Source organism: Kitasatospora sp. NPDC001683 (assembly GCF_053596495.1).
This window is the reverse complement of sequence record NZ_JBSFGK010000022.1, coordinates 23024-49223: the sequence shown is the minus strand read 5'-3', so window position 1 is coordinate 49223 and position 26200 is coordinate 23024. Positions and strand designations below refer to the sequence as shown.

General features: G+C 74.2%; 28 protein-coding genes and 1 riboswitch. Of the genes, 11 read left to right on the top strand and 17 right to left on the bottom strand.

Annotated features, from left to right (window positions below; genetic code table 11):
- The first annotated feature begins 29 nt into the window (after nt 1–29).
- The 4 genes from ACWCYO_RS14565 to ACWCYO_RS14550 all read left to right on the top strand — a co-directional run bounded on the left by ACWCYO_RS14565 (nt 30) and on the right by ACWCYO_RS14550 (nt 5420).
- Complete coding sequence (locus tag ACWCYO_RS14565) at nt 30–2435, top strand: glycoside hydrolase family 65 protein (protein WP_449784442.1); 2406 nt, start codon at nt 30–32, stop codon at nt 2433–2435.
- A 294-nt stretch (nt 2436–2729) separates the two neighbouring features.
- A complete protein-coding gene (locus ACWCYO_RS14560; protein ID WP_449784441.1) occupies nt 2730–4463 on the top strand; it encodes a pyruvate dehydrogenase in 1734 nt (577 codons plus the stop codon).
- A gap of 80 nt (nt 4464–4543) precedes the next feature.
- Nucleotides 4544–5179 carry a helix-turn-helix domain-containing protein gene (locus tag ACWCYO_RS14555; protein ID WP_270145173.1) on the top strand — a complete coding sequence of 212 codons (636 nt, stop codon included), beginning with the start codon at nt 4544–4546 and terminating at the stop codon, nt 5177–5179.
- 31 nt (nt 5180–5210) lie between these two features.
- On the top strand, nt 5211–5420 hold the full coding sequence (locus ACWCYO_RS14550) for a DUF6126 family protein (RefSeq protein ID WP_270145171.1): 210 nt from the start codon (nt 5211–5213) through the stop codon (nt 5418–5420).
- A 331-nt stretch (nt 5421–5751) separates the two neighbouring features.
- Here the strand turns inward: ACWCYO_RS14550 and pdxR are convergent, their stop codons facing one another.
- Nucleotides 5752–7209 carry a MocR-like pyridoxine biosynthesis transcription factor PdxR gene (gene pdxR, locus ACWCYO_RS14545; RefSeq protein WP_270145169.1) on the bottom strand — a complete coding sequence of 486 codons (1458 nt, stop codon included), beginning with the start codon at nt 7207–7209 and terminating at the stop codon, nt 5752–5754.
- 27 nt (nt 7210–7236) lie between these two features.
- A complete protein-coding gene (locus ACWCYO_RS14540) occupies nt 7237–7683 on the bottom strand; it encodes a carboxymuconolactone decarboxylase family protein (protein WP_449784469.1) in 447 nt (148 codons plus the stop codon).
- A 116-nt stretch (nt 7684–7799) separates the two neighbouring features.
- Here ACWCYO_RS14540 and sigJ point away from each other — a divergent pair, with 116 nt between their 5' ends.
- Nucleotides 7800–8696, top strand: coding sequence for an RNA polymerase sigma factor SigJ (gene sigJ, locus ACWCYO_RS14535; protein ID WP_270145168.1), 897 nt, complete (start codon nt 7800–7802; stop codon nt 8694–8696).
- Nucleotides 8697–8752: 56 nt separating this feature from the next.
- Here the strand turns inward: sigJ and ACWCYO_RS14530 are convergent, their stop codons facing one another.
- From ACWCYO_RS14530 to ACWCYO_RS14520, 3 genes are all read right to left on the bottom strand, one after another.
- Nucleotides 8753–9670, bottom strand: a complete 918-nt coding sequence (locus tag ACWCYO_RS14530) for an undecaprenyl-diphosphate phosphatase (protein WP_449784440.1) — start codon at nt 9668–9670, stop codon at nt 8753–8755.
- A 100-nt stretch (nt 9671–9770) separates the two neighbouring features.
- Complete coding sequence (locus ACWCYO_RS14525; protein WP_270145165.1) at nt 9771–10028, bottom strand: hypothetical protein; 258 nt, start codon at nt 10026–10028, stop codon at nt 9771–9773.
- Nucleotides 10029–10161: 133 nt separating this feature from the next.
- On the bottom strand, nt 10162–10941 hold the full coding sequence (locus ACWCYO_RS14520) for an NRDE family protein (protein ID WP_449784439.1): 780 nt from the start codon (nt 10939–10941) through the stop codon (nt 10162–10164).
- A gap of 141 nt (nt 10942–11082) precedes the next feature.
- On the opposite strand from ACWCYO_RS14520, the gene ACWCYO_RS14515 reads away from it, so the two are divergent.
- Nucleotides 11083–11574 (top strand): carboxymuconolactone decarboxylase family protein, encoded by a 492-nt coding sequence (locus ACWCYO_RS14515; RefSeq protein ID WP_449784438.1) that lies wholly within the window; start codon nt 11083–11085, stop codon nt 11572–11574.
- An 11-nt stretch (nt 11575–11585) separates the two neighbouring features.
- On the top strand, nt 11586–12395 hold the full coding sequence (locus tag ACWCYO_RS14510) for an isocitrate lyase/PEP mutase family protein (RefSeq protein ID WP_270145161.1): 810 nt from the start codon (nt 11586–11588) through the stop codon (nt 12393–12395).
- A 141-nt stretch (nt 12396–12536) separates the two neighbouring features.
- Here ACWCYO_RS14510 and ACWCYO_RS14505 read toward each other — a convergent pair whose 3' ends face one another.
- The 11 genes from ACWCYO_RS14505 to ACWCYO_RS14455 form a co-directional block, all read right to left on the bottom strand.
- Entirely contained in the window at nt 12537–12797 is a 261-nt protein-coding gene (locus ACWCYO_RS14505) for a hypothetical protein (protein ID WP_270145159.1), read from the bottom strand.
- Between the two features lie 42 nt (nt 12798–12839).
- Entirely contained in the window at nt 12840–13961 is a 1122-nt protein-coding gene (locus tag ACWCYO_RS14500; RefSeq protein ID WP_270145157.1) for a cytochrome P450 family protein, read from the bottom strand.
- A complete protein-coding gene (locus ACWCYO_RS14495; RefSeq protein WP_449784437.1) occupies nt 13925–15442 on the bottom strand; it encodes a cytochrome P450 in 1518 nt (505 codons plus the stop codon). The genes ACWCYO_RS14500 and ACWCYO_RS14495 overlap by 37 nt, the downstream gene beginning before the upstream one ends.
- Nucleotides 15439–16065 (bottom strand): GTP-binding protein, encoded by a 627-nt coding sequence (locus tag ACWCYO_RS14490; protein WP_270145154.1) that lies wholly within the window; start codon nt 16063–16065, stop codon nt 15439–15441. Before ACWCYO_RS14490 ends, ACWCYO_RS14495 begins: the two co-directional genes overlap by 4 nt.
- Nucleotides 16043–16390: a DUF742 domain-containing protein gene (locus tag ACWCYO_RS14485; protein ID WP_270145152.1), complete on the bottom strand. Its 348-nt coding sequence runs from the start codon at nt 16388–16390 to the stop codon at nt 16043–16045. Before ACWCYO_RS14485 ends, ACWCYO_RS14490 begins: the two co-directional genes overlap by 23 nt.
- Nucleotides 16387–16800 (bottom strand): roadblock/LC7 domain-containing protein, encoded by a 414-nt coding sequence (locus ACWCYO_RS14480; protein ID WP_449784436.1) that lies wholly within the window; start codon nt 16798–16800, stop codon nt 16387–16389. The genes ACWCYO_RS14485 and ACWCYO_RS14480 overlap by 4 nt, the downstream gene beginning before the upstream one ends.
- A gap of 78 nt (nt 16801–16878) precedes the next feature.
- Nucleotides 16879–18186 carry a sensor histidine kinase gene (locus tag ACWCYO_RS14475; RefSeq protein ID WP_449784468.1) on the bottom strand — a complete coding sequence of 436 codons (1308 nt, stop codon included), beginning with the start codon at nt 18184–18186 and terminating at the stop codon, nt 16879–16881.
- Nucleotides 18187–18465: 279 nt separating this feature from the next.
- Nucleotides 18466–19056: a PP2C family protein-serine/threonine phosphatase gene (locus ACWCYO_RS14470; RefSeq protein WP_449784435.1), complete on the bottom strand. Its 591-nt coding sequence runs from the start codon at nt 19054–19056 to the stop codon at nt 18466–18468.
- 640 nt (nt 19057–19696) lie between these two features.
- Entirely contained in the window at nt 19697–20269 is a 573-nt protein-coding gene (locus ACWCYO_RS14465) for a TetR/AcrR family transcriptional regulator (RefSeq protein ID WP_449784434.1), read from the bottom strand.
- A 68-nt stretch (nt 20270–20337) separates the two neighbouring features.
- Entirely contained in the window at nt 20338–21162 is an 825-nt protein-coding gene (locus ACWCYO_RS14460; protein WP_449784433.1) for an alpha/beta fold hydrolase, read from the bottom strand.
- 101 nt (nt 21163–21263) lie between these two features.
- A complete protein-coding gene (locus tag ACWCYO_RS14455) occupies nt 21264–21554 on the bottom strand; it encodes a YiaA/YiaB family inner membrane protein (RefSeq protein WP_449784432.1) in 291 nt (96 codons plus the stop codon).
- A 196-nt stretch (nt 21555–21750) separates the two neighbouring features.
- A riboswitch (cyclic di-AMP (ydaO/yuaA leader) is annotated at nt 21751–21909 on the top strand.
- 12 nt (nt 21910–21921) lie between these two features.
- On the opposite strand from ACWCYO_RS14455, the gene ACWCYO_RS14450 reads away from it, so the two are divergent.
- Entirely contained in the window at nt 21922–22779 is an 858-nt protein-coding gene (locus ACWCYO_RS14450; protein WP_270145142.1) for a M23 family metallopeptidase, read from the top strand.
- A gap of 109 nt (nt 22780–22888) precedes the next feature.
- Here ACWCYO_RS14450 and ACWCYO_RS14445 read toward each other — a convergent pair whose 3' ends face one another.
- The gene (locus ACWCYO_RS14445; protein ID WP_449784431.1) at nt 22889–23761 is read right to left on the bottom strand and encodes a hypothetical protein; all 873 of its coding nucleotides are present in this window, start codon (nt 23759–23761) and stop codon (nt 22889–22891) included.
- A 43-nt stretch (nt 23762–23804) separates the two neighbouring features.
- Here ACWCYO_RS14445 and ACWCYO_RS14440 point away from each other — a divergent pair, with 43 nt between their 5' ends.
- The 3 genes from ACWCYO_RS14440 to ACWCYO_RS14430 all read left to right on the top strand — a co-directional run bounded on the left by ACWCYO_RS14440 (nt 23805) and on the right by ACWCYO_RS14430 (nt 25981).
- Complete coding sequence (locus ACWCYO_RS14440) at nt 23805–24392, top strand: GNAT family N-acetyltransferase (RefSeq protein ID WP_270145140.1); 588 nt, start codon at nt 23805–23807, stop codon at nt 24390–24392.
- A 112-nt stretch (nt 24393–24504) separates the two neighbouring features.
- Nucleotides 24505–25242 (top strand): sensor domain-containing protein, encoded by a 738-nt coding sequence (locus tag ACWCYO_RS14435; RefSeq protein ID WP_270145138.1) that lies wholly within the window; start codon nt 24505–24507, stop codon nt 25240–25242.
- Between the two features lie 97 nt (nt 25243–25339).
- On the top strand, nt 25340–25981 hold the full coding sequence (locus tag ACWCYO_RS14430; protein ID WP_449784430.1) for a class I SAM-dependent methyltransferase: 642 nt from the start codon (nt 25340–25342) through the stop codon (nt 25979–25981).
- The last annotated feature ends 219 nt before the right edge of the window (nt 25982–26200 follow it).

Sequence of the window (26200 nt, the reverse complement as noted above, 5' to 3'; positions counted from 1 at the left end):
GCCCCTGCCGAGCGCAGCGAGGTGGGCGCATGAGTCCTGCCGACAACTTCACCATCGACCCCTGGCAGATCACCGAACACGGCCTGGACCCGACCTCGATGGCCCGCGCCGAGTCGGTCTTCGCACTCTCCAACGGCCACATCGGCCTGCGCGCCAACCTGGACGAGGGCGAGCCGCACGGCCTGCCCGGCACCTACCTCAACGGCGTCTTCGAACTGCGCCCGCTGCCCTACGGCGAGGGTGGCTACGGCTACCCGGAGTCCAGCCAGAGCGTCATCAACATCACCAACGGCAAGATCATCCGACTGCTGGTGGACGACGAGCCATTCGACCTGCGCTACGGCGAACTCGTCAGCCACAGTCGCTGGTTGGACTTCCGGGAAGGCCTGCTGCACCGCGAGTGCGAATGGACCTCCCCGGCCGGGCGGACCATCCGGGTGCGCTCCTCCCGGCTCGTCTCGCTCACCCAACGCGCCATCGCCGCCGTGGAGTACAGCGTCGAGGCGGTGGACGGACCGGTGCGGATCGTGCTCCAGTCCGAGCTGGTCGCCAACGAGCAGCTGCCCGGCGGCCCCGAAGGAGACCCGCGCGTCGCCGCCGTGCTGGAGGCCCCGCTGCAGCCCGAGGTGCACCACGCCAGCGGCACCAAGGGCGTCCTGGTGCACCGCACCCGGTTCAGCGGCATCCGGGTCGCCGCCGGGATGGACCACGTCATCGAGGGCCCGGAACGGCTCGACACCGTCGCCGAGGCCGAGTCCGACCACTGCCGGATCAGCGTCACCACCGTGCTCGAACCCGAACAGCGGCTCCGGCTGGTCAAGTTCATGTCCTACGGCTGGTCCGGCACCCGTTCGCTGCCCGCCGTCCGGGACCAGGTCGAGGCCGCCCTGACCGCCGCCCGGTACACCGGCTGGGACGGCCTGATCGCCGAACAGGCCGAATTCCTCCGGGAGTTCTGGGAAACCAGCGACATCGAGATCGAGGGCGACGTCGAACTCCAGCAGGCCGTCCGGTTCGCCGTCTTCCACGTCCTGCAGGCCGGCGCCCGAAGCGAGGAACGAGCCATCCCCGCCAAGGGGTTGACCGGCCCCGGCTACGACGGGCACAGCTTCTGGGACACCGAGACCTTCGTCCTGCCGGTGCTCACCTACTGCCTGCCCGGCGCCGTCAACCAGGCCCTGCGCTGGCGGTACACCACCCTCCCGCTCGCCCGCGAACGAGCCGCCCAACTCGGCCTGGCCGGCGCGGTGTTCCCCTGGCGGACGATCCGCGGCGAGGAGTGCTCCGGGTACTGGCCGGCCGGCACCGCCGCCTTCCACATCGGCGCCGACATCGCCACCGCCGTCGCCCGCTACGTCCGGGCCACCGGGGACGAGGAGTTCGAGCGCGAGTACGGCCTCGAACTCCTGGTGGAGACCGCCCGGATGTGGCGCTCGCTCGGCCACCACGACAGCGCCGGGAAGTTCCGGATCGAGGGCGTCACCGGCCCCGACGAGTACAGCGCCGTCGCCGACAACAACGTCTTCACCAACCTGATGGCGCAGACCAACCTGCGCGCCGCCGCCGAGGCCGCCGTCCGCCACCCGCGCGAGGCCGGCGAACTCGGCGTCGACACCGAGGAGACCGCCGCCTGGCGCGACGCCGCCGCCGCGATGTACGTCCCGTACGACGAGGACCTCGGCGTCCACCCCCAGGCCGACGGCTTCACCCACCACCAGGTCTGGGACTTCGAGGACACCCCGCCGGAGAAGTACCCGCTGCTGCTGCACTACCCGTACTTCGACCTGTACCGCAAGCAGGTGGTCAAGCAGGCCGACCTGGTGCTCGCCATGCAGGTCCGCGGCGACGCCTTCACCGACGAGCAGAAGGCCCGCAACTTCGCCTACTACGAACGGCTCACCGTCCGCGACTCCTCACTCTCCGCCTGCACCCAGGCCGTCATCGCCGCCGAGGTCGGCCAGCTCGACCTCGCCTACGACTACACGGCCGAGGCGGCGCTGATGGACCTCCACGACCTCGGCGGCAACACCCGCGACGGCCTCCACATGGCCTCGCTCGCCGGCGCCTGCATCGCCCTGGTGGCCGGCTTCGGCGGCCTGCGCGACCACAGCGAGGTGCTCGACTTCCGGCCCCGGCTGCCCTCCGGGCTGATGAAGCTGAGCTTCTCCCTGCTGGTGCGGGACCAGCTGCTCGGCGTCCGGATCACCCACGACGGCACCACCTACACGCTGCGCCGCGGCGAGGTGCTCCACCTGCGGCACGACGGCGAGCCGGTCCAGGTCAAGGCCGGCTCCCCGGTCACCCTGCCCACCACCGTCCCGCCCGCCCAGGAACGCTGCGCCCAACCCCCCGGCCGCGAACCCGCCCGCCGCCAGCCCCAGGCAGGCCTGGTCGCCGGCAAACTCGGCCAACAGGACCACCTGGCCGCGGAGTGACCCACCCACCCCCGCCGGGCGCGGCCGCCCCGCGCCCGGCGGCCCCTTCCCGGCGCGCCCCCGTCCCCCGTCCTCCCATTTCCCGCCCCTCCGCCGCCCTCCTTTCATTCCCCGTGCCCCGACAGGGGACAGGGGCGCGGGGAACTGCGCGAAGCGGAAGGCCCCGAGCCGCACTCGCGCTCCCGCCTCCGGCCCCACCCCGCCCCCGCTCACCCGTTCGGCCCGCCCCGGGTGCATCCCCTCCCTCTCCGCCGGAGGCTGCACGTGTCCCGTGCCGATCGAAGGGAACTCCCCGTGGCGACCGTGGCCGAACAGATGGTGGAGGTGCTCCGGCAGTCCGGGGTGGAGCGGGTCTACGGCGTCGTCGGCGACAGCCTCAACCCCGTCGTCGACGCGATCCGCCGGGCCGAGGGCATCAGCTGGGTGCACGTCCGCAACGAGGAGGCCGGCGCCTTCGCGGCCGCCGCCGAGGCCGAGCTCAGCGGCCGCCTCGCGGTCTGCGCCGGTTCCTGCGGCCCCGGCAACACCCACCTCGTCCAGGGCCTGTACGACGCCCAGCGCAGCGGCCTGCCGGTGCTCGCGCTGGCCTCGCACATCCCGTCCGGGCAGATCGGCACCGGCTTCTTCCAGGAGACCCACCCCGAGCGGGTGTTCACCGACTGCAGCAACTGGTGCGAGATGCTCTCCACCCCCGCCCAGCTGCCCCGGCTGCTGCGGGTCGCCGTCCAGCACGCGCTCGGCTCGCACGGCGTCTCGGTGCTGGCCTTCCCCGGGGACGTCGCCGCCCTGCCCGCCGCCGGGCCGACCGGCACCAGCCACTTCCTCACCGAGCAGGCGGTCGCCGCGCCGCCGTGGTCCCAGGTGCAGGAGCTGGCCCGGCTGCTCAACGCGGCCCGCCGGGTGGCCCTGTTCTGCGGCGCCGGGGTGCGCGGGGCGCACGCGGAGGTGATGGCGGTCGCGCAGGCGCTGAACGCCCCGATCGGGCACTCGCTGCGCGGCAAGGAATGGATCCAGTACGACAATCCGTACGACGTCGGGATGAGCGGCCTGCTCGGCTACGGCGCCTGCCACGAGGCGCTGCACTCCGCCGACCTGGTGCTGCTGCTCGGCACCGACTTCCCGTACGACTCCTTCCTGCCGCAGGTGCACACCGTCCAGGTCGACCACGACGCGACCCGGCTGGGCCGTCGCACCGCGCTGGAGCTGGCCGTGCACGGCGACGTCGCGGCCACCCTGCGGGCCGTCCTGCCGCTGCTGGACGCCAAGCAGGACCGTTCCTTCCTGGACGGCATGCTGCGCAAGCACTGCCGGTCCCTGGAGGACGTGATCGGCGCCTACACCCGGGACATCGAGAAGCACCTGCCGATCCACCCCGAGTACGTCGCCTCGATGCTGGACGAGGTGGCCGCCGACGACGCGGTGTTCACCGTGGACACCGGCATGAACAACGTCTGGGCCGCCCGCTACCTCCAGCCGAACGGCCGCCGCCGGGTGATCGGCTCCTTCCTGCACGGCTCGATGGCGAACGCCCTCCCGCACGCGATCGGCGCCCAACTCGCCTGCCCGGGGCGGCAGGTGATCGCGATGGCGGGCGACGGCGGGATCGGCATGCTGCTCGGCGAGCTGCTGACGGTGGCCAAGCACCGGCTGCCGGTGAAGACGGTGGTCTTCAACAACGGCGCGCTCGGCATGATCAAGCTGGAGATGCTGGTCTCCGGCTACCCGGAGTCCGAGATCGACAACGGGGACGTGGACTACGCCGGCATCGCCCGGGCGATGGGCATCCCGGCCAAGCGGGTCGCCGAACCGGCGCGGGTCCGGGAGGTGCTGGCGGAGGCACTGGAACGACCCGGTCCGGCGCTGGTGGACGTGGTCACCGACCCCAACGCGCTGTCCATCCCGCCGCGGATCACCGCCGCCCAGCTGAAGGGCTTCGCGCTGGCGGCCGGGAAGACCGTGCTGTCGGGCGGCGTCGGCCGGATGGTCGACCTGGCGCGCAGCAACCTGCGCAACATCCCCCGGCCGTGAGCGCCGTGAGTGCGCCGATAGGGCTTTGCCTCTGAGGCAAAATTCTTGCCCAGACGGCAGGGGAGGTGTCCACTGGTCACATGACCACCAGCTCCACCGGCACCCCCGACGCCGGCGACCAGCTCGACGACCAGGAGGTCGCCGGCCTCGCCGCCCGTCTCCGCGAGCACCGGCTCAGCAGCCGGCTCACCCTGGAGGTCGCGGCGGGCCGAGTCGGCCTGTCCCCAGCCTACTTGTCCCGACTGGAGACCGGCCGCCGCCAGCCCTCGCTGCCCGTCCTGCTCGGCCTCGCCCGCGCCTACGGCACCTCGGTGTCCGGCCTGCTCGGCGAGGCCATGGTCGAGCCGGACCCGATCGTCCGCGGCGGCGCCATCGAACCCGGCCGGGCCGGCGGCTGGGGCTACCGCCGGGCCGGCGCCCCCGGCCGCGCCATGCAGGCCCTGCGGGTGCACGTGCCGCCGGGCGTGCAGGACGCGGTGGTCCGGGTCCATCCCGGCGAGGAGTGGCTGTACGTCCTGCGCGGAGAGTTGCGGGTGACCCTCGGCGACCGCGTCCACCACCTCGCCCCCGGTGACTCCGCCCACTACGACTCGCTCACCCCGCACTGCATCGCCGCCGAATCCGACGCCGGCGTCGAACTGCTCTTCGTCCACACCCTGTTGCAGAGCCCCGGCGGCGAACTCTGCCTCGGCGGCGGCCCCGCCGCCACCCACTGACCTGCCGTCAGACCCCTCGGAGGAGATCCCCATGGCCGATCCCACCACCACCGCCACCCCGGCCGCTGCCGCGACCGCCCCGGTCGGCGCCGCCGACACCTCCGCCGGCCCGAAGACCATGGACGCCGGCAAGTGGGCCAACAAGCGGGTCTACCTCCGCCTGGTCATCTACACCGCCGGCATCCACGCCTTCGCCGGCTTCATCATGCTGCTGTTCGAACTGGGCAACCGCAACAAGTAGTCGCCCCGCCAGGCGCAAAGACCCGGTGGCCTCCGCGCTCATACCGTGGTCGCCAGCCGCCAGCCGCCAGCCGCCAGCCGCCAGCCGCCAGCCGCCAGGCCCGGTTCGGTGCCGGCTCCGGCGCCACCTCGCCGGCCGCGCCCGTCCAGTGGCCGCCGCGCGACCTCCGATCACGCCAAGCCGCCCAACCTGTCCAACCCTTGTGCGAAGACGCGGCGTCACCATGTCGACCCGCCGAGGGGCGACCGGCTGCCACCGCCGGCCTCCTCCGGCCGCGGCAGCGGCCCCTGCGGCGTCAGCTCGCCCACCCTGCCGCTGCGGATGATCCCCCTCACCCCGTGCGGAGCACCTCGCACAGGGCCTCCAGGGCCGCCGGGAAGGCGTGCTCCGGCGGGGTCGCGTAGCCGATCACCAGCGCCGGCGCGGCACCCTCCGCCCCCTCCGCCCCCTCCGCCTCCTCGACCCCCTCCGCCTCCGGGGCGACGCGGTGCCAGCCGAGACCGCTGAGGGCGAGGCCGGCGGCTTCGGCGCGGGCGACGAGTTCGGCCTCCGGCGTCGAGCCGGGCGGGAGTTGGAGGACGGCGTGGAGGCCGGCCGCGATGCCGGTGACCCGGACGTGCGGGGCGTGTTCGGCGAGGGCGGCGACCAGCCGGTCGCGGCGGCGCCGGTAGTGCAGCCGGCAGCGCCGCACGTGCCGGTCGTACGTCCCCGAGGTGATCAGTTCGGCCAGCGTCAGCTGGTCGAGCACCGGGGACATCGTGTCGGCCAGCGCCTTCAGCCGGGCGACCGGTTCGACCAGCGCGTCGGGCAGGGCCAGCCAGGCCAGCCGCAGGCCCGGAGCGAGGCTCTTGGCGGCCGTGCCGGCGTACACCACCCGTTCCGGGTCGAGCGCCTGCATGGCGCCGAGCGGCTGCCGGTCGTAGCGGAACTCGCCGTCGTAGTCGTCCTCGATGAGGTACCGGTCCTGTTCGCGCGCCCACCGCACGGCGGCCGCCCGCCGGTCGGCGGACAGCGGGGCGCCGGTGGGGTACTGGTGGGCGGGAGTGAGCAGGGCGGCCCCGCAGCGGGCGTCGAGCCGGTCGACCAGCGCGCCCTCGCCGTCCAGCGGCAGCGGGACGGTGGACAGTCCGGCGGCCCGCACTACGGCGTGCTGCGGCGGCAGCCCGTACGCCTCGACGGCCAGCGACCGGGCCCCGCGCTCCCGCAGGGCCGCGCAGAGCAGCCCGAGGCCCTGCTGTACGCCGCTGCAGATGAGCAGGTGGTCCGGGTCGGTGCGCACGCCGCGGACCCGGGCCAGGTAGTGGGTGAGGGCCTCCCGCAGTTCGATCCGGCCGAGTGCGCTGCCGTAGCCGAGGGCTTCGTGCGGCGCGGTGGCGAGGGCGCGGCGGGCGGCGGCGAGCCAGGCGGTGCGGGGGAAGAGCGAGAGGTCGGGGCGCCCGGTCGACAGGTCGTGCCGGACGGCCGGCCGCCGCGCCCGCGGCCGTACGGGCCGTACGGCGGGCGAGGGCGCGGCCCGCCGGGCGACGGTGGTGCCGGAGCCCTGCCGGGAGCTGAGCCAGCCCTCGGCGGTGAGTTGGCCGTACGCCTCGACCACCGTGTTGCGGGCGATGCCGAGGTCCTCGCCGAGTGCCCGTGAGGAGGGCAGCCGGGTGCCGGGCCCGAGCCGCCCGTCCTGGACGGCCTCCCGCAGGGCGTCCTCCAGGGCGGCCCGCAGCCCGGTGCCGGCGGCGCGCCGCTCGCTGAGATCCAGGTGCAGGTCGCCGCCGAAGGAGGTCCAGGAGCCGTTCACGGACCCATTCTCGCGTGTGGCCGGTGGTCACCAGCTGGCGCCGGCGGGCTCCTCGATGGTGGTGTTGATCCGGTTGAAGAAGTTGGTCAGGCCGATCATCAGGATGATCGCGGAGAGCTGCTCCTCGTTGAAGTGGTCGGCGGCCGCGTCCCAGATCTCGTCCGGGACGGCCTTGCCGGAGCGGTCGGCGATCCTGGTGGCGGCCTCGGTGAGGTCGAGCGCGGCGCGCTCCTCGTCGGTGAAGAAGGGGGCCTCGCGCCAGGCGGCGACGGCGTGCAGCCGCTCGTCGGTCTCGCCGTGCTTCTTCGCGCCCTCGACGCCGGCGAACACGCAGGCGCTGCAGCCGTTGATCTGGCTGGCGCGCAGGTGGACGAGCTCCAGGATCTGCGGCGAGACGCCGCCCTGGTACATGGCCTTGTAGATGTTCTGGATGCCCTTCATCGCGTCCGGCAGGACCAGGGCGGGGTTCTTCATGCGGGCGGTGCGGGTGGTGCTGTTGTTGCTGGTGGAAGCGGTGGTCACCGCGGTCTCCTCTTGTTCGGTTAGCGTCCGTCACTGATCCGACGGATCCCGACGAGAGGATGTGACAGATGGACGGGGAAATTTCCCGGCCTGATTTCCTGGCCGCGCAGTTCGAGGCGGAGCGCCCCCAACTGCGGTCCGTGGCCTACCGGATGCTGGGTTCGGTGGCCGAGGCCGAGGACGCCGTCCAGGAGGCGTGGCTGAAGCTGAGCCGCAGTGACGTCAGCGAGGTGAAGAACCTCGGCGCGTGGCTGACCACGGTGGTCGGCCGGGTCTGCCTGGACCAGCTGCGCTCCCGGGCCTCCCGCCGGGAGGATCCGCTGCCCGAGCAGGAGGGGCAGGTGCGGCTGCCGGATCCGGTGGTGAGCGGGCTGGCGACGCTGGACCCGGTGCAGGAGATCCTGGTCGCGGACTCGGTGGGGATCGCGCTGATGGTGATCCTGGAGACGCTCTCCCCGGCGGAGCGGGTGGCCTTCGTGCTGCACGACATGTTCGACGTCCCCTTCGACGGGATCGCCGAGGTGCTCGGCCGCACCTCCGCCTCGACCCGTCAGCTGGCCTCCCGCGCCCGCCGCCGGGTGCAGGGCGCCACCCCGCCCGCCGACTCCGACGACAACCGCAAGCGCGCGGTGGTGGAGGCCTTCCTGACCGCCTCCCGGGGCGGCGATTTCGATGCTCTGTTGGCCCTGCTGGACCCGGAGGTGCTGGCCCGCTCCGACGGCGGCACGCTGGTGCCGAGCGTGCTGCGCCGGGGCGCGGCGGACGTCGCCGCGCAGGCCGTCACCTTCGCCCGCTTCGCCGCCGAGGCGCGGCTGGTGCTGGTCAACGGCTCGCCCGGGGTGGTCTCCTTCGCCGACGGCCGCGCGCTGTCGGTCATGTCGTTCACCATCCACGACGGCCGGATCACCGGTCTGGACGTCCTCACCGACCCGACCCGGCTGGCCGCCCTCGGCCTCACCGCGTAGCCGCGGACGCGGACGGGCCGTCCGGCACACCGCCGGACGGCCCGTGAGAGCTGCGTTCAGAGCGCCAGGTACACCGCGCTGCCGACGCCGGCCAGGAAGCAGTAGACCGCGAAGGGGGTCAGGCTGCGGGTCTCGAAGTACTTGGTGAGGAAGCGCACCGAGACGTAGCCGGCCACGAAGGCCGCGACGCTGCCGGCCGCGACCGGGCCGAGGACGCCGGAGTTCTCCGGCTTGAACAGCTCGGGCACCTTCAGCGCCGAGGCGGCCAGGATGACCGGGGTGGCGAGCAGGAAGGAGAACCGGGCGGCGTCCTCGTGGTGGAGTCCGCGCAGGATGCCGGCGCTCATGGTGACGCCGGAGCGGCTGATGCCCGGGAACAGCGCGAGGATCTGGGCGGCGCCGATCCAGGCGCCCTGGCCGTAGCCGAGCCTGGTCAGCCGGACGTCGGAGGCGACCGCCGGGTCCAGGCCCGGTTCGTCGACGGGGGCGGCGTGTCCGGCCCGGCGGCGGCCGGTGCCGCCGCGCTTGAGCCGTTCGGCGCCGAGCAGCACCAGCCCGTTGAGGGCGAGGAAGACGGCGGCGGGGACGGGCTTGCCGAGCGCGTGCCGCAGCGCCTTCTCCAGGACGAGGCCGGCCACACCGACCGGGATGGTGGAGATGATGAGCAGCCAGGCGAGCTTCTCGTCCCGGGTCCGCACCCGGCGGTGCCGGATCGAGCTGAACAGGCCGCTGACCACCCGGACCCAGTCCCGCCAGAAGAACACCACCAGGGCGAGCGCGGTGGCCAGGTGCAGGGCGACCAGCGCGGCGAGGTAGGAGGAGCCGTCGGCGGTCATGTCGAGGTCCTGCTGGATCTTCCCGCCGATCACGGCCGGAAGCAGGATGCTGTGGCCCAGGCTGGAGACCGGGAAGAGTTCCGTCACACCCTGCAGCAGGCCGACGCCTATCGCTTCCGGGTAGGTCAGGGTGGACATCTCGCACCTTCGCTCGGGGGTCGGTGGCCCGTCCGATCCCGGGGGCCTCCGCGAAGCTACTACCGGCACGTAGACGCCCGGCAGCCCCGCCGCCAGAAGTTCATCGAGCGTATGTCCCGGCGTCATCGGGCCCTCGGGCGTGCCCGAATTGCCGGACCAGCAGCCCGGTGACGATGCCCGGCAGCCCGGGCGACGGCACGGTGACGGACGGTACGGCCCGGTGCACTGCGTCGCCGAGCAGCACCCCGGCGGTCACCGCGACCGGGGTGCCCACCAGCGGCAGGGCGACGGCCAGCACGGCGGGCAGCACCGCGGACGGGCGGTGCGGTCGGCGCATCCAGGCGGCAGGGCGGTCCATCGGGAGCCTCCTTCGAGGACGAGGGGTCGACGGACGCCCACGATGCAGCCTCCCGCTGCGTCAGTTTCAAGTCCTCGGTTTCAAGTCCTCGTTTCACGCCCTCGGTTTCACGTCCTCGCCGGGAACTCCCGGTTCAGACCGCCACCCGTCGCCATCCCGACCCGTCGGCCGGCACCGGCGCGGTCGCGAAGTCGTAGCGCAGCAGCTCCGGTCCGAGCGCCAGCAGGGAGATCGAGGAGGCCCCCCAGATCCGCCCGTCGCCGAAGTCCCGGCGCTGGATCAGCGCGGCGTCCTCGTCCGGCGCCAGCCCGTCGCCGGTGACGATCGGCAGCCAGCCGCCCCAGGCCCGCTCGGTCGGCTCCCCGGCGGCCGGTTCCGGGCGGGGTGCGGCGGCGAAGCGGGCCCGGAAGTGGTCGGCGCGTGCGGCCATCAGCCCCCGGACCCGCTCGGAGGCGGTGCGGTTGGCGGCCCTCCCCTCCAGTCCGTCGTTGAGCACCACGCTGAGCCCGGTGGGCAGGTCGTGCTCGGTCAGCAGCCCGCCGCCCCAGCTGGTGACGCGGGCGCCGTCGGGGCGGACCTGGACGAGGTGGAAGGGGTCGTAGCGGTCCAGGTCGAGGTGTCCGATCCCGCCCTCGCGGACGGCGGTGAGCGGCAGTTCGCCGCGGCTGAGCCGGGTGTCGGCGGGGGCGAGCGGGCCGAAGCCGTTGAGCAGGCAGGCGGCGGTGCGCCGGGCCGGGTCGACGGCCAGCCAGGTGCCGCCGGCGGTGAGGTCCAGTCCGCCGAGCAGTCCGGGCCGCCGCGGCCAGTGGTGGTCCGGCGGCAGCCAGGCGCGCCCGAGGTACTCGTCCCGGACGGACAGCAGCAGCACCGGTACCGCCGCTTCCGGTTCGATGCTGACGAACGCCGTGCACACGGTCGGTTCTCCCTGCCGCAGTCCTGCCGAAGATCTCCGCAAGCGATCCTCGCACGCCTGTTCGTGCACCGGAAGTGGCCCAAGGAGCCGGCCGCCGAATGCACCAGGACCGCGGGCCACCGGGCTCATAGGCTGGCCACCGTGACGACGAACAGCTCCTCGAACAGCTCCCCGAACGACCCCGTGCCCGCCCCCGGGCAGCGCCTCCGGATGCCGGAACTCGCCCCCGACTTCTACCAGGCCATGATCGCCGTGGACCGGGCCTCCCGGCAGGGCGTGGACCCGGTCCTCGCCGAGCTGGTCAAGGTGCACGCCTCGATGATCAACGGCTGCGCCTTCTGCATCGACATGCACGCCACCGACGCCCGCAAGAACGGCGAGCAGGACCACCGCCTGCTCTCCCTCCCGGCCTGGCGCGAGACCCCCTGGTTCACCGCCCGCGAGCGCGCCGCCCTCGCCCTCACCGAGTCGGTCACCCTGCTGACCCAGGGCCACGTGCCGGATGCCGTCTACGACGAGGCCGCCGCCCACTTCGAGCCGGCCGAGCTGGCCCGGCTCATCGCGCTGATCGCCACCATCAACGCCTGGAACCGGATCGGCGTGTCCACCCGCATGAGCCCGGCCGCGAAGTGAGCGGGCCCGTGATGACCACCCAGCGGGAGAAGGCCCGGCTGCTCAGGGAGCTGCACCGCCCGGGCGAGCCGGTCGTGCTGGCCAACGTGTGGGACGCGGCGAGCGCCCGGCTGGTCGCCGGCGCCGGGGCGCGGGCGGTGGCGACGGCCAGCGCCGCCGTCTCCTGGTCGCTGGGCAGCCCGGACGGCGGCGGCGCCGACCGCGAGCAGGTGCTGGCCCGTACCGCCGAGGTGGTCCGCTCGGTCGAGCTGCCGGTCACCGCGGACCTGGAGAGCGGCTACGCGGACACTCCGGCCGGGGTCGGCGAGACCGTCACCGCGCTGCTCGCCACCGGCGCGGTCGGGGTGAACCTGGAGGACGCGGAGTACGCCCCGCAGGAGGCCGCCGAGCGGATCGCGGCCGCCCGGGCGGCGGCCGACGCGGCGGGCGTGCCGCTGTTCGTCAACGGCCGCACCGACGTCTTCCTGCACGGCCTGGGCGAGCCCGAGGGCCGGCTGGACGAGGCGGTCCGCCGGCTGCGGGCGTACGTCGAGGCGGGTGCGGACGGCGTGTTCGTCCCCGGCGTCGCCGATCCGGAGACCATCGCCGCCCTGGTCGCGGCCGTCCCGGCCCCGCTGAACGTGCTGGCCGCCCCCGGCTCCCCGTCGGTCGCCGAGCTGGCGAAGCTCGGCGTGGCCCGGATCAGCCTGGGCCCGGGCCTGGCCAAGGTGGCCTACGCGGCGGTCCGCCGCGCGGCCGAGGAGGTGTACGCGAGCGGCACGTACACCTCCCTGGACGGCGGGCTGACCTACCCGGAGCTCAACGGCCTCTTCACCGGCTGAGCGGCACCCGGCTGAGCGGCACCCGGCTGAGCGGCACCCGGCTGCGGGTCCGACTGTCGGGTACGACCGCCGGGCACGGCTGCCGGGCACGAGCGGGCGGCTGACCGGACGGGGGCGGTCAGCCGCCCGCTCGACGGCCGATCAGGGGTTGATCTGCCCGCTGAGCCCCGGGTGGGACATCTGGTTGGTGCCGATCGCCTCCACCTCGTTGGCGGTGTGGCCGACCACCGGGAGCTTGCCCGCGGTCTTCAGGGCGAGGTCGGCGGGAGAGACCTCGAGTCCGTCGGTGAGGCCGCCGGTGGCGTCCGGCGAGCTGGCGATCTGGGTGGTGGCGGAGGCCGCCGGGGCGGCGAGGGCGAGGCCCGCCATGGTGAGGGCGGCCAGGGTGGCGAGTTTCTTCATGCCCTGCCGAACGACCGGGCCGCCTTGAGGTAACCCCGTGGCTCAGACCGTCACCCGCAGGGTCCGCACGCTGTTGCTCACGAACGAGCCGATCGGCTCCGGCCGTTCGCCCTCCGCCAGGGCCAGTCCCGGGAACCGGGTGAACAGCTGCCGCAGCGCCGCTTCCGCCTCCAGCCGGGCCAGCCCCGAGCCGAGGCAGAAGTGCGGTCCGTGGCCGAGCGACAGGTGCCGGGCGGGCTGCCGGGTGAGGTCGAAGCGGTCGGCGTCCGGGTAGTGCCCGTCGTCCCGTCCGGCCGCCGCGTACGAGGCGAGCATCGCCTCGCCGCGCCGGATCACCACCTCGCCGACCGCGATGTCCTCGATCGCGTAGCGCAACGGGAACTGGCCGACCGGCGAGTCGTAGCGCAGCGTCTCCTCCACCACCGCCGACCACGGCTGCGCGCCGTCCAGCACCAGCCGCAGCTGGTCCGGGTGGGCGAGCAGGGCCCGTACCGCGTTGGTGATCAGGTTGAGCGTGGTCTGGTGCCCGGCGACCAGCATCAGCAGCAGGGTGCCGACGAGTTCGGCCTCGCTGAGTCGCTGCTGGTCGAGGCGGTGGCCGGCCTCGCGGGCGGCGATCAGGTCGGTGGTCAGGTCGTCGCCGGGCTCGGCCCGCTTGGCCGCCACCACCGAGGCCAGCAGCGCGTTGAGGTCCCGCTGGGCGGCGAGGGCCGCCTCCGGGGTGGCGGAGCTGGAGACCAGGACGTCGGACAGCGCGTGCAGCCGGTCCTGCTGCTCCTCGGCGAGGCCGAGCAGTTCGCCGATCACCTGCATCGGCAGCGGGTAGGCGAAGTGCTCGCGCAGGTCGAACGCGCCCTCCAGCTCCGCCATCCGGTCCAGCAGGGCGGCCGTCCGGGCCTCGACCGCGGGTGCCAGCGCGGCCGTCCGGCGCGGGGTGAAGGCCTGGCTGACCAGCCCGCGCAGCCGCTTGTGGTCCTCGCCGTCCGCGGTGATCATGCCGGGTACGGCGACGAAGTTGAGCAGCGGCCAGCCGTGCGGCAGCCGGCCCTCCCGGAAGGTGGTCCACAGCGCGGGGTCCTTGCCGACCCGGGGGTCGGCCAGCAGCTCCTGCAGGGCGTCGTGGTGGGTTATCGCCCAGACCACCACCCCGCCAGGGAGTTCCACCAGGACGGCCGGGCCGGCTGCCCGGAGCCGGGCGTTCTCTCCGTGCTGGTCGCGTCCGAAGGGATCGAGCCGGACGGGCTCGGGCCGGACGGGCTCGGGGCGGGATCCGCGGGCGTGGTCGACGGTGTCCATGCGGGCCTCTCGGGGGCTGGCGGGCGGGGCGGGGTGAAGGCGCTGTACAGCACCGGCAGGGCGACCAGGGCCCGCGACCAGGGGGACGGCCGCCAGGTCAACTCACCCGACGGCACGGCCAGTTGGAGGTCCGGAAGGCGGTGCATCAGGGTCTCGATCGCGGTCTCGACGATGATCCGGGCCGGGTGCTGCGCCGGGCAGACGTGCCGGCCCGCGCCCCAGGCCAGGTGGGCCCGGTTGCCGCCGAGCGAGCCCTCCGCGGCCGAGGCGGCGCCCTGGGCGGCCGGGTCGGCGTTGGCCGCGGCCAGGCCGAGCACCAGCATGTCGCCGGCGCTGATGTACTGGCCGCCGAGCACGGTGTCGGCGGTGGCCCAGCGTCCGGGGAAGTTCTGGGTCGGCGGGTCGCGCCAGAGCACCTCCTCCAGTGCGTCGGAGACGGTGAGCCGCCCGCCGGCCAGGGTGGCCCGGAAGCGCCGGTCGGTGAGCAGCAGCCGCAGGGTGTTGCCGATCCAGTTGATGCAGGTCTCGTTGCCCGCGATCATCAGCACCACCAGGTGGTGCGCCGCCTCCTCGTCGGTCAGCGCGGCCGGGTGGGCGAGCAGCCAGGAGGTGAGGTCGGCGCTGGGGGCGGTCCGGCGGTGCCGGACCAGTTCGGCCAGGGTCGCCTGGAACTCCCCGGCGGCGCGCACCGATTCGGGCCCGCTGTCGACGAAGTGGCTGATCAGCTCGATCATCCGCGGCCCGCTGCCGGTGGGCAGGCCGACCAGTTGGGTGGAGACCAGCAGCGGCAGCGCGCGGGCGTACTGGCCGATCAGGTCGGCGGTGCCGTCCGGGCCCCAGCTGTCGATCAGTCCGTTGGCGGCGGCCTCGGTGGTCCCGCGCAGCTGCCGGTGGTCGATCTGGGCCAGGGTGTCCGAGACGGCGGCGCGCAGCCGCTGGTGCTCGGCGCCGTCCAGGTTGAGCAGGGTGGGCCGCCAGGCGGTCATCGGCTGCAGCCGCGAGTCGGGGGCCAGCCGGCCCTCGGAGGGGACCCGCCAGTGCCGGGAGTCCTTGGAGAACAGCGCCTCGTTGCGGGTGAGTTCGAGCAGTTCGCCGTAGCCGAGGACCAGCCAGGCCTCCACCCCGGGCTCCAGCTCGATCGGCGCGACCGGTCCGTAGCGCTCGCGCAGTCGGGCGTACAGGCCGTGCGGGTCGTCGGCGACGGCCTGCCCGTACAGCGGGGTCAGCGGGACGCCGGTGGGCAGCCCTCCGCCGAACCCGGCGCCGTGCGCCGTTCCGTGCGCTGCTTCGTGCGCCGTTCCGTGCGCGACCGGGCAGCCGGACGCCCGTGGGGGCTCGGGTGCGGTCACCGCTGCAGCTCCAGGAGCGAGCTGCGGTGCAGGTGGTCGACGAAGTCGATCAGCAGGTCGTAGGACTGCCGCCGGTCCCGGGCGTCGCAGTAGAGGATCGGCACCTCCGGCAGCAGGTCCAGCGCCGAGCGGAGTTCCTCCTCCGGGTAACTCGGCGAGTCCGGGAAGGTGTTGACCGCCACCGCGAAGGGGATGCGCTGCTCCTCCAGCCGGCCGAGCACGTCGAAGCTCTCGTCCGGCCGGCGCAGGTCGACCATCGCGATGGCGCCGAGCGCGCCGCGCGACAGGTCGTCCCACAGGGGCCAGAAGCGCTGCTGCCCGGGCGTGCCGAACAGGTACAGCGCGAGCCGGGAGTTGAGCGTGATCCGGCCGAAGTCCAGCGCGACCGTGGTGGTGGTCTTGTCGCCGCGCCCGGTGAGGTCGTCCACGCCGCTGCTGGCGGCGGTCATGGTCTCCTCGGTGCGCAGCGGGGTGATCTCGCTGAGCGAGCCGACCAGGGTGGTCTTGCCGACCCCGAACGGGCCGGTGACCAGGATCTTCACCGCGCCCTGCACCGAGGAGGGCAGGTACTGCGGCCCGGCCGGCAGGTCGGCGGGGGCTTCAGCGGAGTTGGCGGAGGCCAACGAGCACCTCTTCCAGGAGGGTTGTGGGCAGGCGTTCGGCCTGCGGGACGGGCGGGAGCACCTGCACGGCGCCGAGGTCCCAGAGGTCGCCGACCAGCACCTTGACGACGCCGAGCGGCAGCCCCAGGTGGGCCGCCACCTCGGCGACGGACAGCAGGCTGTGGCAGAGCCCGAGGATGCGCCGGTGCTCCCGGTTGAGCAGGACGTGCTCGGGCAGCGCCGGGGGCTCGGATAACGCGCTGACCAGGCTCTCGATGGCCAGGTCGGGGCGGGTGGGGCGGCTGCGGCCGCCGGTGATGACGTAGGGCCGGACCGGCCCGTTCACCGCTGGCCCCCCGCCGCGTGGTCGACGCGCGGCGGGCTGGTGAGGTGGGTGCCGATCCGCTCGACCAGGACCTGCATCTGGTACGCGACCAGGCCCGCGTCCACCGCCTCGCTGGTCACCACGGCCAGGTGGGCGCCCGCCCCGGCGGCGACGATGAACAGGTAGCCGCCGCCGTACTCGATGATGATCTGGCGGGTGGCGCTGCCCGGGCCGCCGAAGCCGGCCGCGACGCCGCGGGCCAGCGACTGCAGTCCGGAGCAGGCGGCGGCGAGCCGTTCGGCGTCCTCCCGGGGGATGTCGGCGCTGCGGCCGATCTCCAGGCCGTCGTTGGAGACGACGACGGCGTGCTGGACCTGGGGGACGGCGATGATGTCGGCGAGCAGCCAGCCGAGGTCGGGCGTGGTGGTCATGGAACTCTCCGGAGCGCTGGGGAAGTCGGGGGAAGCGGGGGGAAGTCGGGGACGTCGGGGGAAGCGGGGCGGTAACGGTCAGTGCGGGCCCGGCGGTTGGCCCTGGGCGCGGGCGGCCGAGCGGCCGTTGGCGGTGCCGGCCTGGAACATCGCCATGAACGCCTGCGCGTCCCGGGCGGAGCGGTACGGGGGTTCGGGCGGCGGGGGAGCCGCGTGCTGGGGGCCTTTGGCGCGGTCGCGCCGGTGGCTCCGGCGGGGCAGCGGCGGCGGGGTGCCGCCGGTCGCGGGGGGCGGGCCTGTGGGCGTGCCGGTGGGCGGGGGCTCCACCAGCGGACGACCGGCGCCGGGATGACCGGCGACGGGGTGGGCGGAGCCAGCGGTCGGCCGCGGGTCGGGGTCGAACACCCGCTCCGGGTCGAACGGCCGGTCGTTCCCGCCGAGTCCGAGCCCGTGCCCGAGCCCGGCGCCGGGGCCGACGCCGAGTCCGGGGACGGTCGGCGGCAGCGGCTCGGTGAGCAGGGCGTTCGGCAGCAGCACGACGACGCGCACGCCGCCGTACGGCGAGGGCGCCGAGCTGAGGGTGACCCGGAAGCCGTAACTCTCGGCGAGCCGGCCGACCGCGGCCAGCCCCAACTGGGGCACCTCGCCCAGCCGGGAGACCTCCAGGCTGCTGCCCCCGGCGAGCGCGGCGGCGGCCTTGGCCACGGCCTGCTCCGGCATGCCGACGCCACCGTCGTCGATCTCGATGACGGCGCCGTTGTGCACCGGCATCAGGGTGACGAACACCTGGGTGCTGGGCGGGGAGTAGCGGGTGGCGTTGTCCAGCAGCTCGGCGACGGCGTGGATCAGGGCCTCGGCGGCGGCGCCGACCACCGCGGTCTCGATCCGGCTGCGGACGACCACCCGCTGGAACGGCAGGATGCGCGACTGGGCGCCGCGCACCACGTCCTCCAGCGAGACCGGCTCCGGCCAGTGCCGTCCGGCCCGGGCGCCGCACAGCACGGCCAGGGTCTGGGCCAGCCGGGCCTGTTGGGCGGCGGCGTGGTCGGCCTTGAGCAGGCCCTCCAGCAGCGCCGGGTCGTCGTGGGTGCGCTCCATCTCGTCGAGCAGGGCCTGCTGGTCGTGGGCCATGACGAGGATCCGGCGGGCCACGCTGAGGAAGGCCCGCTGGGTGGAGGCGGTGAGCTCCTGCTCCTGCTGGACGGCGGCCAGGTCGGCGCCCCGGCGGGAGAGTTCGGCGGTCAGCTGCTCCTGGAGCCGGGCGAGTTCGCCCTCCAACGCGTCGGCCCGGCCGCGCTGGGTGACGGACACGGCGCGGTACCGGGCGGCGGCCACGAGGGCGAGGACGGCGAGCACGCCGGTAGCCGTTGCGTACCACTGAGTCATCGTCACGCGGCGAATTCTAGGGCGATGATCCTACGAAGGTGTGAACGGATCTCGCCATGTGACCGGATCTCGTCAATATCGAGTCAATACGCCCTCATCCAGGTGCCGTTCGGACGCGATCCCGCTGCTCCGACGAGCCCTCCGATCGTTCGTCCAGGGCATTCCGGCCCCTCCGGCGGGACGGGTGACGGCCGGTGCGGGTCCCGGATGTGTGGGGCTGGTGTGGACCATGTTGTTGAACGGACGACATTCGGTGCAGCCGAACCAGTGCGCCGGCCGTCACGGAACGGGTGGCAGCTCCAGCTCGACGGCCGTGACGTCGGCGGCGATCCGCACCGGCGCCAGGTGCCCGGCCCGGGCCGCGGTCAGGCCGCCGTCGGCCGGGTCCAGGGTCAGGTACAGGCGGGTCGCGAACAGCTCGGTGTCCAGCTCGGCCGGCAGCCGGCTGGTCCGGGTCAGCGTGGCGGCCGGGTCGTGACCGTCCGTCGCGTACGCCCGCAGACCGCTGCGCAGCTCGCACATCACCGCGGTCGCCTCGGCGTTGTGACCCTGCACGTCGCCGATCACCAGCCCGATCCGGCCGTCCGGGAGCTTCAGCAGGTCGTACCGGTCGCCGCCGATCCGCATGCCCCCGGTGCTCGGCAGGTAGCGGGCGGCGCAGGCGATCCCGGGCAGCCGGGGCGGGGTGCGCGGCAGCATCGCGCGCTGCAGCTCGCCGGCCCGGTGGTGATGGGTGTCGTACAGCCGGGCCCGCTCCAGGGACTGCGCGAGGAGGTCGGCGAAGGCCGAGTAGAGGGTGCGGTCCTCGCGGCTGAAGGCGTGCTCGGCGGCGAAGGTGATCAGGCAGGAGCCGACCTGCCGGGGCAGCACCGCCCAGGACGGCCGGGGCGTCCGTACTCCTCCGTTTCCCGTCCGGCTCGCTGAACAGCGGGGCAGGGCGGGCCGGCGAGTGCCGCATCACCCCGTCGGACAGGCCCGCCGGCCGGTTCAGCTCGGCGCGGCGCGAACCGCCGTACCCGGTGTGCGAGACCGGCAGCAGCCGGCCCTCGTCCACCAGGTCCAGCACGGTGCTCGCGGCGCCGAAGGCCGGGCGGGTGCGACATCGGTGACGGCGGCGGTGACGTCCCGTACGGTCACCGCGCGGGACGGCACCCGGGTCGGCGACAGCAGTCGTCCGCCGCGGCGTCAGCCGGCGGGTTCGCCGCCCAGACGGCGACGCCTGCGCCTACCTCCCATGTCGTCCGCCGGCCGGCTCTCCGTCCATGCGGCTCGACGGTGGTCGGTTCCGCTCATGTCTTGTGCGCGTTCGCCGGGGGCGGCCCGGTGTGTGCGAGAAGTCGGCGGGTCCGACTTCTCGCGCGCGCCGCTGGTGGGCGTCGGCCGCGTGGGAGGTCGGTTCCGTCGGGGCGGCCCGGTGTGTGCGTGAGAAGTCGATGGGGCCGACTTCTCGTGCGTGCTTGTTCGCCGGCTGGGTGGGAGGTCGATTCTGCTGGCCTCTGGGGCCGGCTGCCTACTCCGCGTTGGGCCACGTCCGGAGGCCCGTGGTGAGGGTGGTGATGAGGCGGGCGTGGGTGGTGGCGAGGTCTTCGGAGAGTTGGAAGGCCCCGGCGATGGTGAGGGCGGCGAAGCCGTGGGCGAGGGAGCGGACGGTGCGGGCGGCGTGGATCACCTCGGGGCCGTCGAGGCCGTACCCGCGGAGGACGGCGACGATGACGCCGACGAGGCGGGTGGCCGCGCGGGTGAGGTCGTCGTCGGGTTGGGGGGCCTGGGGGAGGGCGGTGTAGCGGTGCGGGTGTTCGGTGGCGTAGGCCTGGTAGGCGCACAGGACGGCGGTGATCGCGTCGTCCCCGCTGCGGCCGACCGCGGCCTCCGCGAGCCGGTCGGCGAGCTCCCCGGTGACCCGGACGGCGATGAGCCTGCGCAGTTCGGCGAGGCCGCCGCTGACGTGCTTGTACAGCGAGGGGGCGGCGACTCCCGCGCGGGCGGCGACGGAGGCGAGGGCGAGGGCTTCGGCGCCCTGGTCGTCGATGAGGGCGAGGGCGTGGTCGACGACCTGGTCGGGGGTCAGTCCTACGCGTGGCATGGCGTCCGGTTCTCCGTGAAGCGTGAAGCGTGAAGCGTGCGGGCGGGTTCAGGCGGGTTCAGGCGGGTTCAGGCGAGTTCGGCGAGGAAGGGCAGCAGGGCGTCGGCGACGGCCTGCGGGTTGTCGGCCATCGGGTAGTGCCCGGACCCCTCGATCATCACCTTCCGTGCGCCGAGCTTCTCGGCCTGGAGGTCGGCGACGGCCTCCGGCTCGGGGAAGTCGGGGTCCTTGCTGCCCATCAGCACGAGGGCGGGGCAGCGGACGGCCGCGCTCCAGCCGATCGGTGCGGAGTCGCCGGTGACCTGGCCGCGGGTGGCGGACTTGCGGCCGGGGGTGCGCAGGGCTGCGACCAGCCCGTCCACGTAGCCGTCGAGGTCGGCGGGCCGGGGGCCGGGGAAGGCCATCTTGCGCAGGTAGTAGCCCCAGACGCCCGGCCACTGGACCATCGCGGCACCCATGACGACCATGACGCCCTTCATGAGGACGTTCGCCCGGTGCTCGACGAAGGCGTCGATGAGCGCGATCCCGGCGACCCGCCGGGGTGCGTCGCCGGCGAGCTTGACGACCGTCGCCCCGGTGTAGGACTGCCCGACCAGGACCGCCCGCTCGATGCCGAGGTGGTCGAGCAGGGCGAGGACGTCGATGGCGACGGCGGACGGGCTGTAGTCGTCCCAGGCGATCGAGGACTCGCCGAAGCCGCGCGGGTCCATGGTGATGACCCGGCGTCCGGCCGCGGTGAGCAGCGGGTGCAGGTGCCGGTAGGCGCGGCGGGAGTCGAGCATCCCGGGGAGCAGGACGACGGGGAGGCCGTCGCCCTGCCGGGTGTCGTCGTACGCGAGCCGGCCGCCGGGGACGTCGAGGTACTGGGTGCGCGGGGTGATGGTGCCGTTCATGGTGGGCCTCCACGGGCTCGCTCGCTCCTGCCGATAGCCATAAAGCTACGGCTAATAGCCTTAGCCGTCAAGGGCTCGCCCGGGCCGCCGAAGCCCCCCGCTCAGACCCCGTCGACCTTGAACGGGTCGTGCTCGCTGAGCAGCTTCTCCAGTCGGGCCTGGTCGACCCGGGCGACGGTGTCCGACGACTCCTGCCGGTCCCGGACCACCTTGGCCAGCGTGAACGAGGAGGTGACGGTGTAGAGGAGGCCGATCCCGAGGAAGGCCCGGGTCCATCCCCCGACCGGCAGGTAGGCGATCCCGGCGGCGAGGGCCGTGGCGGAGAGGGCGAAGGAGAGGACGGCCTGGACGTAGTACGCGGCCGTGGTCCGTGACTGCATCGGTGCGCTCATGGCGCCAGGATGCGGCGGGCCGGCCGGGTCGCACATGAGTAGGAGTACTCAGATGAACCAGGCGGCTGAGCGGTCGTTCGTTGACGTCCGATCACCTGCTCCCCCGCCGTCGCGGATGGATGGCTTGGAATCAGGGCCTCCTAGGATTAACGTTTGATAACGCAGCGCGGTCGTCAATGCCGTACCCAGACGGCACCGTGCGCCGTCGCCTAATCCCGCCGGCCGGCCTCCGGGCAGGTCAGGGAGCCGGGGAACCACGTTCCTTGGGGTGAATCGGCGGGGCTCCGGCCCGGCCGTAGGAGACCTTCCTGCTCCGAACCCGTCAGCTAACCCGGTAGGCGCGAGGGAAGGAAAGGAGCGCGCCTCCGTGGCGTCGACGCACACCCCGGCACACCCGGCCGGCCCCGCAGCCGGTACCCAGCTCCTCGACCACCCCGGCCCGAACGGCTCCGAGCCCCGCGACGCCGGGCCCGCCGACCCGTTCGTCCCGGAGACCGAGGCCAACCGCCACCGGATGCCGCGTCAGGCCCGTGGGGCCTCCCCGCTGCTCGGCGTCACCGCCGTCGCCGCCACCCTGGGCGCCACCGGCTTCGCCTCCGCGACCCCGGCCGCCGCACCCGCCGTCGAGGCTCCGGACGAGACCCCGGTCGCCCTTGCCGCCGACCCCGGCCTCGCGCTCGCCGCCCGCATCCAGCAGCAGGCCGACAGCCAGCGCACCGCCGCCGAGGAGAGCGCCCGGGTGCAGGCCGCCCAGGAGGCGGCGGCCAAGGCCGCCGCCAAGGAGGCCGAGGCCAAGCACGCCGCCGAGGAGGCCGAGCGGGCCAAGGCCGCCGCCCTCACCCTGCCGGTGAAGGACTACAGCCTCTCCGCCCACTACGGCCAGAGCGCCCGCTACTGGGCCCATCTGCACACCGGCCTGGACTTCGCCGCCGACACCGGCACCCCGGTCCACGCGGTCGGCCAGGGCACCATCACCTCGGCCGGCTGGTCCGGCGCGTACGGCTACCGGATCGTCGAGACCCTGCCCGACGGCACCGAGATCTGGTACTGCCACCTGTCCTCGATCATCCAGGGCTCCGGCCAGGTCACCTCCGGCCAGCAGATCGGCAAGGTCGGCGCGACCGGCAACGTCACCGGCCCGCACCTGCACCTGGAGGTCCGCCCCGGCGGCGGTGCCCCGGTCGACCCGGAGACCTGGCTCCAGCAGCACGGCCTCAACCCGTAACGGCCCCGAGAACCCGTACAACGGCCCCGAAAACCCGTAACGGGAAAGCCCCGGGCACCGCCCGGGGCTTCTCCACGTCTCACACCGGCATGTCTCACTCCGGCACGTCTCACTCCGCCGGCAGCTGCGCCAGGTACGCGTCGATCTCCTCCGCCCCCGGCTCCGGCGCGAGCTCCGGGAACTCCTCCACCAGCAGCCGCGGCAGCCCGGCCACCGTCCACTCGCCGAGCAGGTCGAGCGCCACCTCGGCCGCCGCCGCCTCGAACTCCTCGAAACCCCCGGCCAGTTCGTCCGGCATCGGCCGCCCCAGCGCGGTCAGCTCGGCCAGGTTGCGGTAGCTGCGCCGCATCAGGCCCTGTTCCAGCAGTCGCCGCGCGCCGTCGGTGGCCATGCCGACCGACAGCACCCGGCCCGGCCCCCAGCCCTGCTCGTCCGGCTCGTCCAGCCAGCCGGTCGGCACCAGCGCCTCGTACCCGGCCAGCCGCTCCTCCTCGCCGAGACCGGCGAAGCCGGTCAGCCAGTCCCGGACGGCGGCGAGGTCCGTCACGTCCACGTCGTGCGCGTGCAGCAGCACCGCGTACAGCCGGGGCCAGGTCACCAGGTCGGCGCGGCGCAGCAGCCCCGCCGCGACCTCGCCCTGCCACTCGGCCTCGGCGTGCAGCCGCTCCTGGCGCTTGGCGTTGAGCCGCTTCGCCGCCCGCTGGTGGTCGACCAGCAGCCGTACGGCGTCGCCGTACGCGAGCGGGTCCTCCTCCGGCGCGGGTTGGACGTAGAGGTGGAGCCGTTCGTACAGCAGGTGTTCCACCGCGTTGGAGGTCAGTTCGGGCCAGCCGTCGTGCATCCTGCCCTCGCCCAGCTCCAGCAGCGCCAGCACCGTGCGCAGCGGCCGCTCGGCCACCGGCGCGCGGTCCTGCCCGGCCGCCCAGGCGAGCAGCTCGGCGGCCCTGGTGCGCGGGGCGAGTCGCAGGTCTTCGTCGTTCATGTTCCGAACGGTAGCCGCCGGACGGGGGGTAGGGTCGGCAGCCATGGTCCCCGTACGCCTCACCGGCCCCAGGCTCGCCATCCGCGAGTACCACCACACCCCGGAGGAGCTGGACGCGCTGCACGCGCTGTACGGCGATCCGGAGGTGACCCGCTACCTCCCCTTCGAACCGCGCGACCGCGAGACCTGCGCCGACCAGATCGAGCTCTACCTGGAGGAGGCGATGGCCGAGGAGCGGGACACCTACCGGCTCGCCGTCGTCCGCCGCGAGGACGCCGAGGACCCGGAGGACGCGCTGCCGATCGCGCACGCCAGCCTCACCCTCGGCAAGTACCGTTCCGCGTACCTCGGTTACGTGCTGAGCCGCCCGGTGTGGGGCCGCGGCTACGCGGGCGAGATCGCCGGACTGCTCTGCGAGCTCTCCTTCGACCGGCTCGGCCTGCACCGGCTGGTCGCCCGGGTCGACGTGGACAACACCGCCTCGGCCAAGGTGCTCACCAAGCTCGGCTTCCAGCTGGAGGGGCGGGCCCGGCACGACCTGTACAAGGGCGGCGTCTGGTCCGACTCGTACCAGTACTCGCTGCTCGCCGACGAGTGGACCGGGCCGATCGCCGCACCCCAGGGGGGTTAACCCCACCCCGGATCCGCCGGGTCCCCGGATGTCTCGCACGCCGCCGCCCGGCCAGACTGGAACCGTCAACGAGTACGGAAGACCGCGACGACGAGGGGCCGGGGGCCGGGAGATGAGCAACAGCACGCTGGGGCAGGAGTGGGACGCCCCGGACGGTTACGGCGCCGGCGGCACGCGCCCGGCCCGGGCCCGCCGCACCGAGCAGCCGCCGGGCTTCTGGCGGGCGCCGTTCTCCGGGCACTACTACCGCGAGGTCGGCTACGCGCTCACCGGCCTGCCGGCGGCGATCGTCGGGTTCACCGTCGCGATCACCCTGCTCTGCCTCGGCCTCGGCACCTTCGCCACCGTCCTCGGCCTGCCGGTGCTGGCCGGACTGACCACCGCCGCCCGCAGTCTGGGCCGGGCGGAGCGGGCCCGGGTGCGCGAGATGCTCGCCCTGGACGTGCCCGGCCCGGCGCCGGTGCGCCAGGTGCGCCCTGGCAACTGGGGCGCGATCACCGCGCGGCTGGCCGACACGGCGGGCTGGAAGGCCGCGCTGTACCAGGTGGTGATGTTCCCCTGGGCGGTGTTCAGCTTCTGCCTGACCCTGACGTTCCTGCTGCTCGGCTGGGCGATGGCGCTCTACCCGCTCTACCACTGGGTCTTCCCGCGCTACACCCCCTGGCGCGGCTACCAGCTGTTCGACTTCACCGACAGCCACCACGTCCGGCACGCCTACTACGTCGAGGGCACCTGGCAGATCGCCGCGTTCTCGGTGGCCGGGGTGCTGCTGATCTTCCTCACCGCGCGGCTGGTCCGCGGCCTGACCGACGTCAACCGGGCCGCCGCCCAGCGGCTGCTCGGCGGCTGAGCCCGGCCCGGGCCCACCCGCGCCCCCTCGCTCCACCCCGCCCCGCCCCGCCCGCGCTCCGGGTGCGGGCGGGGCGGTCCCGTGTTCGGATGGCCGGGTGATCACCGCCCCGGCCCCGGACCGCGCCCAGGACGCCGCCCCGGACCGCGCCGCTGATCCCGCCCCCGAGCCGGACGTCCTGGTCACCTCCCGTCCGTTGGACGAGTACTGCGCCCTGTTCGGCCTCACCCGCGCCCGGCTGGCCGCCCTGCCCGGCCCGCTGCTGGACTGCCCCGGCGGCGCCGCGGGCCTGGCCGCCGAGGCGCGCGAGCTGGGCTGCCGGGTGATCGCCGCCGACCCGGCGTACGCGCTGCCGCCGCCCGAGGTCGCCGCCCGGGCGCTGGCCGCCAGGGCGGCGATGGCCGTCGCGATGGCCGCCCGCCCCGAGCTGTACCCGGCGCCGCGTCCGTGCCGCCCGAACCGTCCGGAGCGCTACCTGCGCAGCTGGGACCGCGCCCGCCGGCTGTTCGCCGAGGACTCGCTCGCCCACCCGCAGCGCTACGTGGCCGCCGCGCTGCCCCGGCTCCCGTTCGCGGACGGCGCCTTCGCCCTCACCCTGAGCGGATACCTCCTCTTCGCCTATCCCGAACTGTTCGGCCCGGAGCACCAGTTGGCCGCCCTGGCCGAGCTGGTCCGGGTGACGGCCGCGGACGGGGAGGTGCGGGTCCAGCCGCTGCACGACGGCCGCGGCCGTCGCTGAGGCCACCTCGACCGGCTGCGGCCGTCCGCGGCCACCTCGACCGGCTGCGGCACGCGCTGGGCGAGCGCCGGATAGCCAGCGAGGTTCGCCGGGTGCCGCGTGGGGACGGCCGCACCCGGCGGGTCCTGGTGCTGCGGTCCGCCGAGCGCCGAGCGCCGCCCGCGCCGCCCGCTGCCGCCGAGCGCGATGTAATGGTCACTAGGCAGGTGTGGTCCTATA

Coding starts and splice junctions, on each gene's coding strand:
- ACWCYO_RS14550 (WP_270145171.1), top strand. CDS start 5,211: ATGGCCGATCCCACCACCACCGCCACCCCGGCCGCTGCCGCGACCGCC.
- ACWCYO_RS14525 (WP_270145165.1), bottom strand. CDS start 10,028: ATGGACCGCCCTGCCGCCTGGATGCGCCGACCGCACCGCCCGTCCGCG.
- ACWCYO_RS14530 (WP_449784440.1), bottom strand. CDS start 9,670: ATGTCCACCCTGACCTACCCGGAAGCGATAGGCGTCGGCCTGCTGCAG.
- ACWCYO_RS14475 (WP_449784468.1), bottom strand. CDS start 18,186: ATGACTCAGTGGTACGCAACGGCTACCGGCGTGCTCGCCGTCCTCGCC.
- ACWCYO_RS14480 (WP_449784436.1), bottom strand. CDS start 16,800: ATGACCACCACGCCCGACCTCGGCTGGCTGCTCGCCGACATCATCGCC.
- ACWCYO_RS14510 (WP_270145161.1), top strand. CDS start 11,586: ATGACCACCCAGCGGGAGAAGGCCCGGCTGCTCAGGGAGCTGCACCGC.
- sigJ (WP_270145168.1), top strand. CDS start 7,800: ATGGACGGGGAAATTTCCCGGCCTGATTTCCTGGCCGCGCAGTTCGAG.
- ACWCYO_RS14460 (WP_449784433.1), bottom strand. CDS start 21,162: ATGAACGGCACCATCACCCCGCGCACCCAGTACCTCGACGTCCCCGGC.
- ACWCYO_RS14435 (WP_270145138.1), top strand. CDS start 24,505: ATGAGCAACAGCACGCTGGGGCAGGAGTGGGACGCCCCGGACGGTTAC.
- ACWCYO_RS14440 (WP_270145140.1), top strand. CDS start 23,805: ATGGTCCCCGTACGCCTCACCGGCCCCAGGCTCGCCATCCGCGAGTAC.
- ACWCYO_RS14565 (WP_449784442.1), top strand. CDS start 30: ATGAGTCCTGCCGACAACTTCACCATCGACCCCTGGCAGATCACCGAA.
- ACWCYO_RS14505 (WP_270145159.1), bottom strand. CDS start 12,797: ATGAAGAAACTCGCCACCCTGGCCGCCCTCACCATGGCGGGCCTCGCC.
- ACWCYO_RS14445 (WP_449784431.1), bottom strand. CDS start 23,761: ATGAACGACGAAGACCTGCGACTCGCCCCGCGCACCAGGGCCGCCGAG.
- ACWCYO_RS14540 (WP_449784469.1), bottom strand. CDS start 7,683: ATGAAGAACCCCGCCCTGGTCCTGCCGGACGCGATGAAGGGCATCCAG.
- ACWCYO_RS14465 (WP_449784434.1), bottom strand. CDS start 20,269: ATGCCACGCGTAGGACTGACCCCCGACCAGGTCGTCGACCACGCCCTC.
- ACWCYO_RS14455 (WP_449784432.1), bottom strand. CDS start 21,554: ATGAGCGCACCGATGCAGTCACGGACCACGGCCGCGTACTACGTCCAG.
- ACWCYO_RS14555 (WP_270145173.1), top strand. CDS start 4,544: ATGACCACCAGCTCCACCGGCACCCCCGACGCCGGCGACCAGCTCGAC.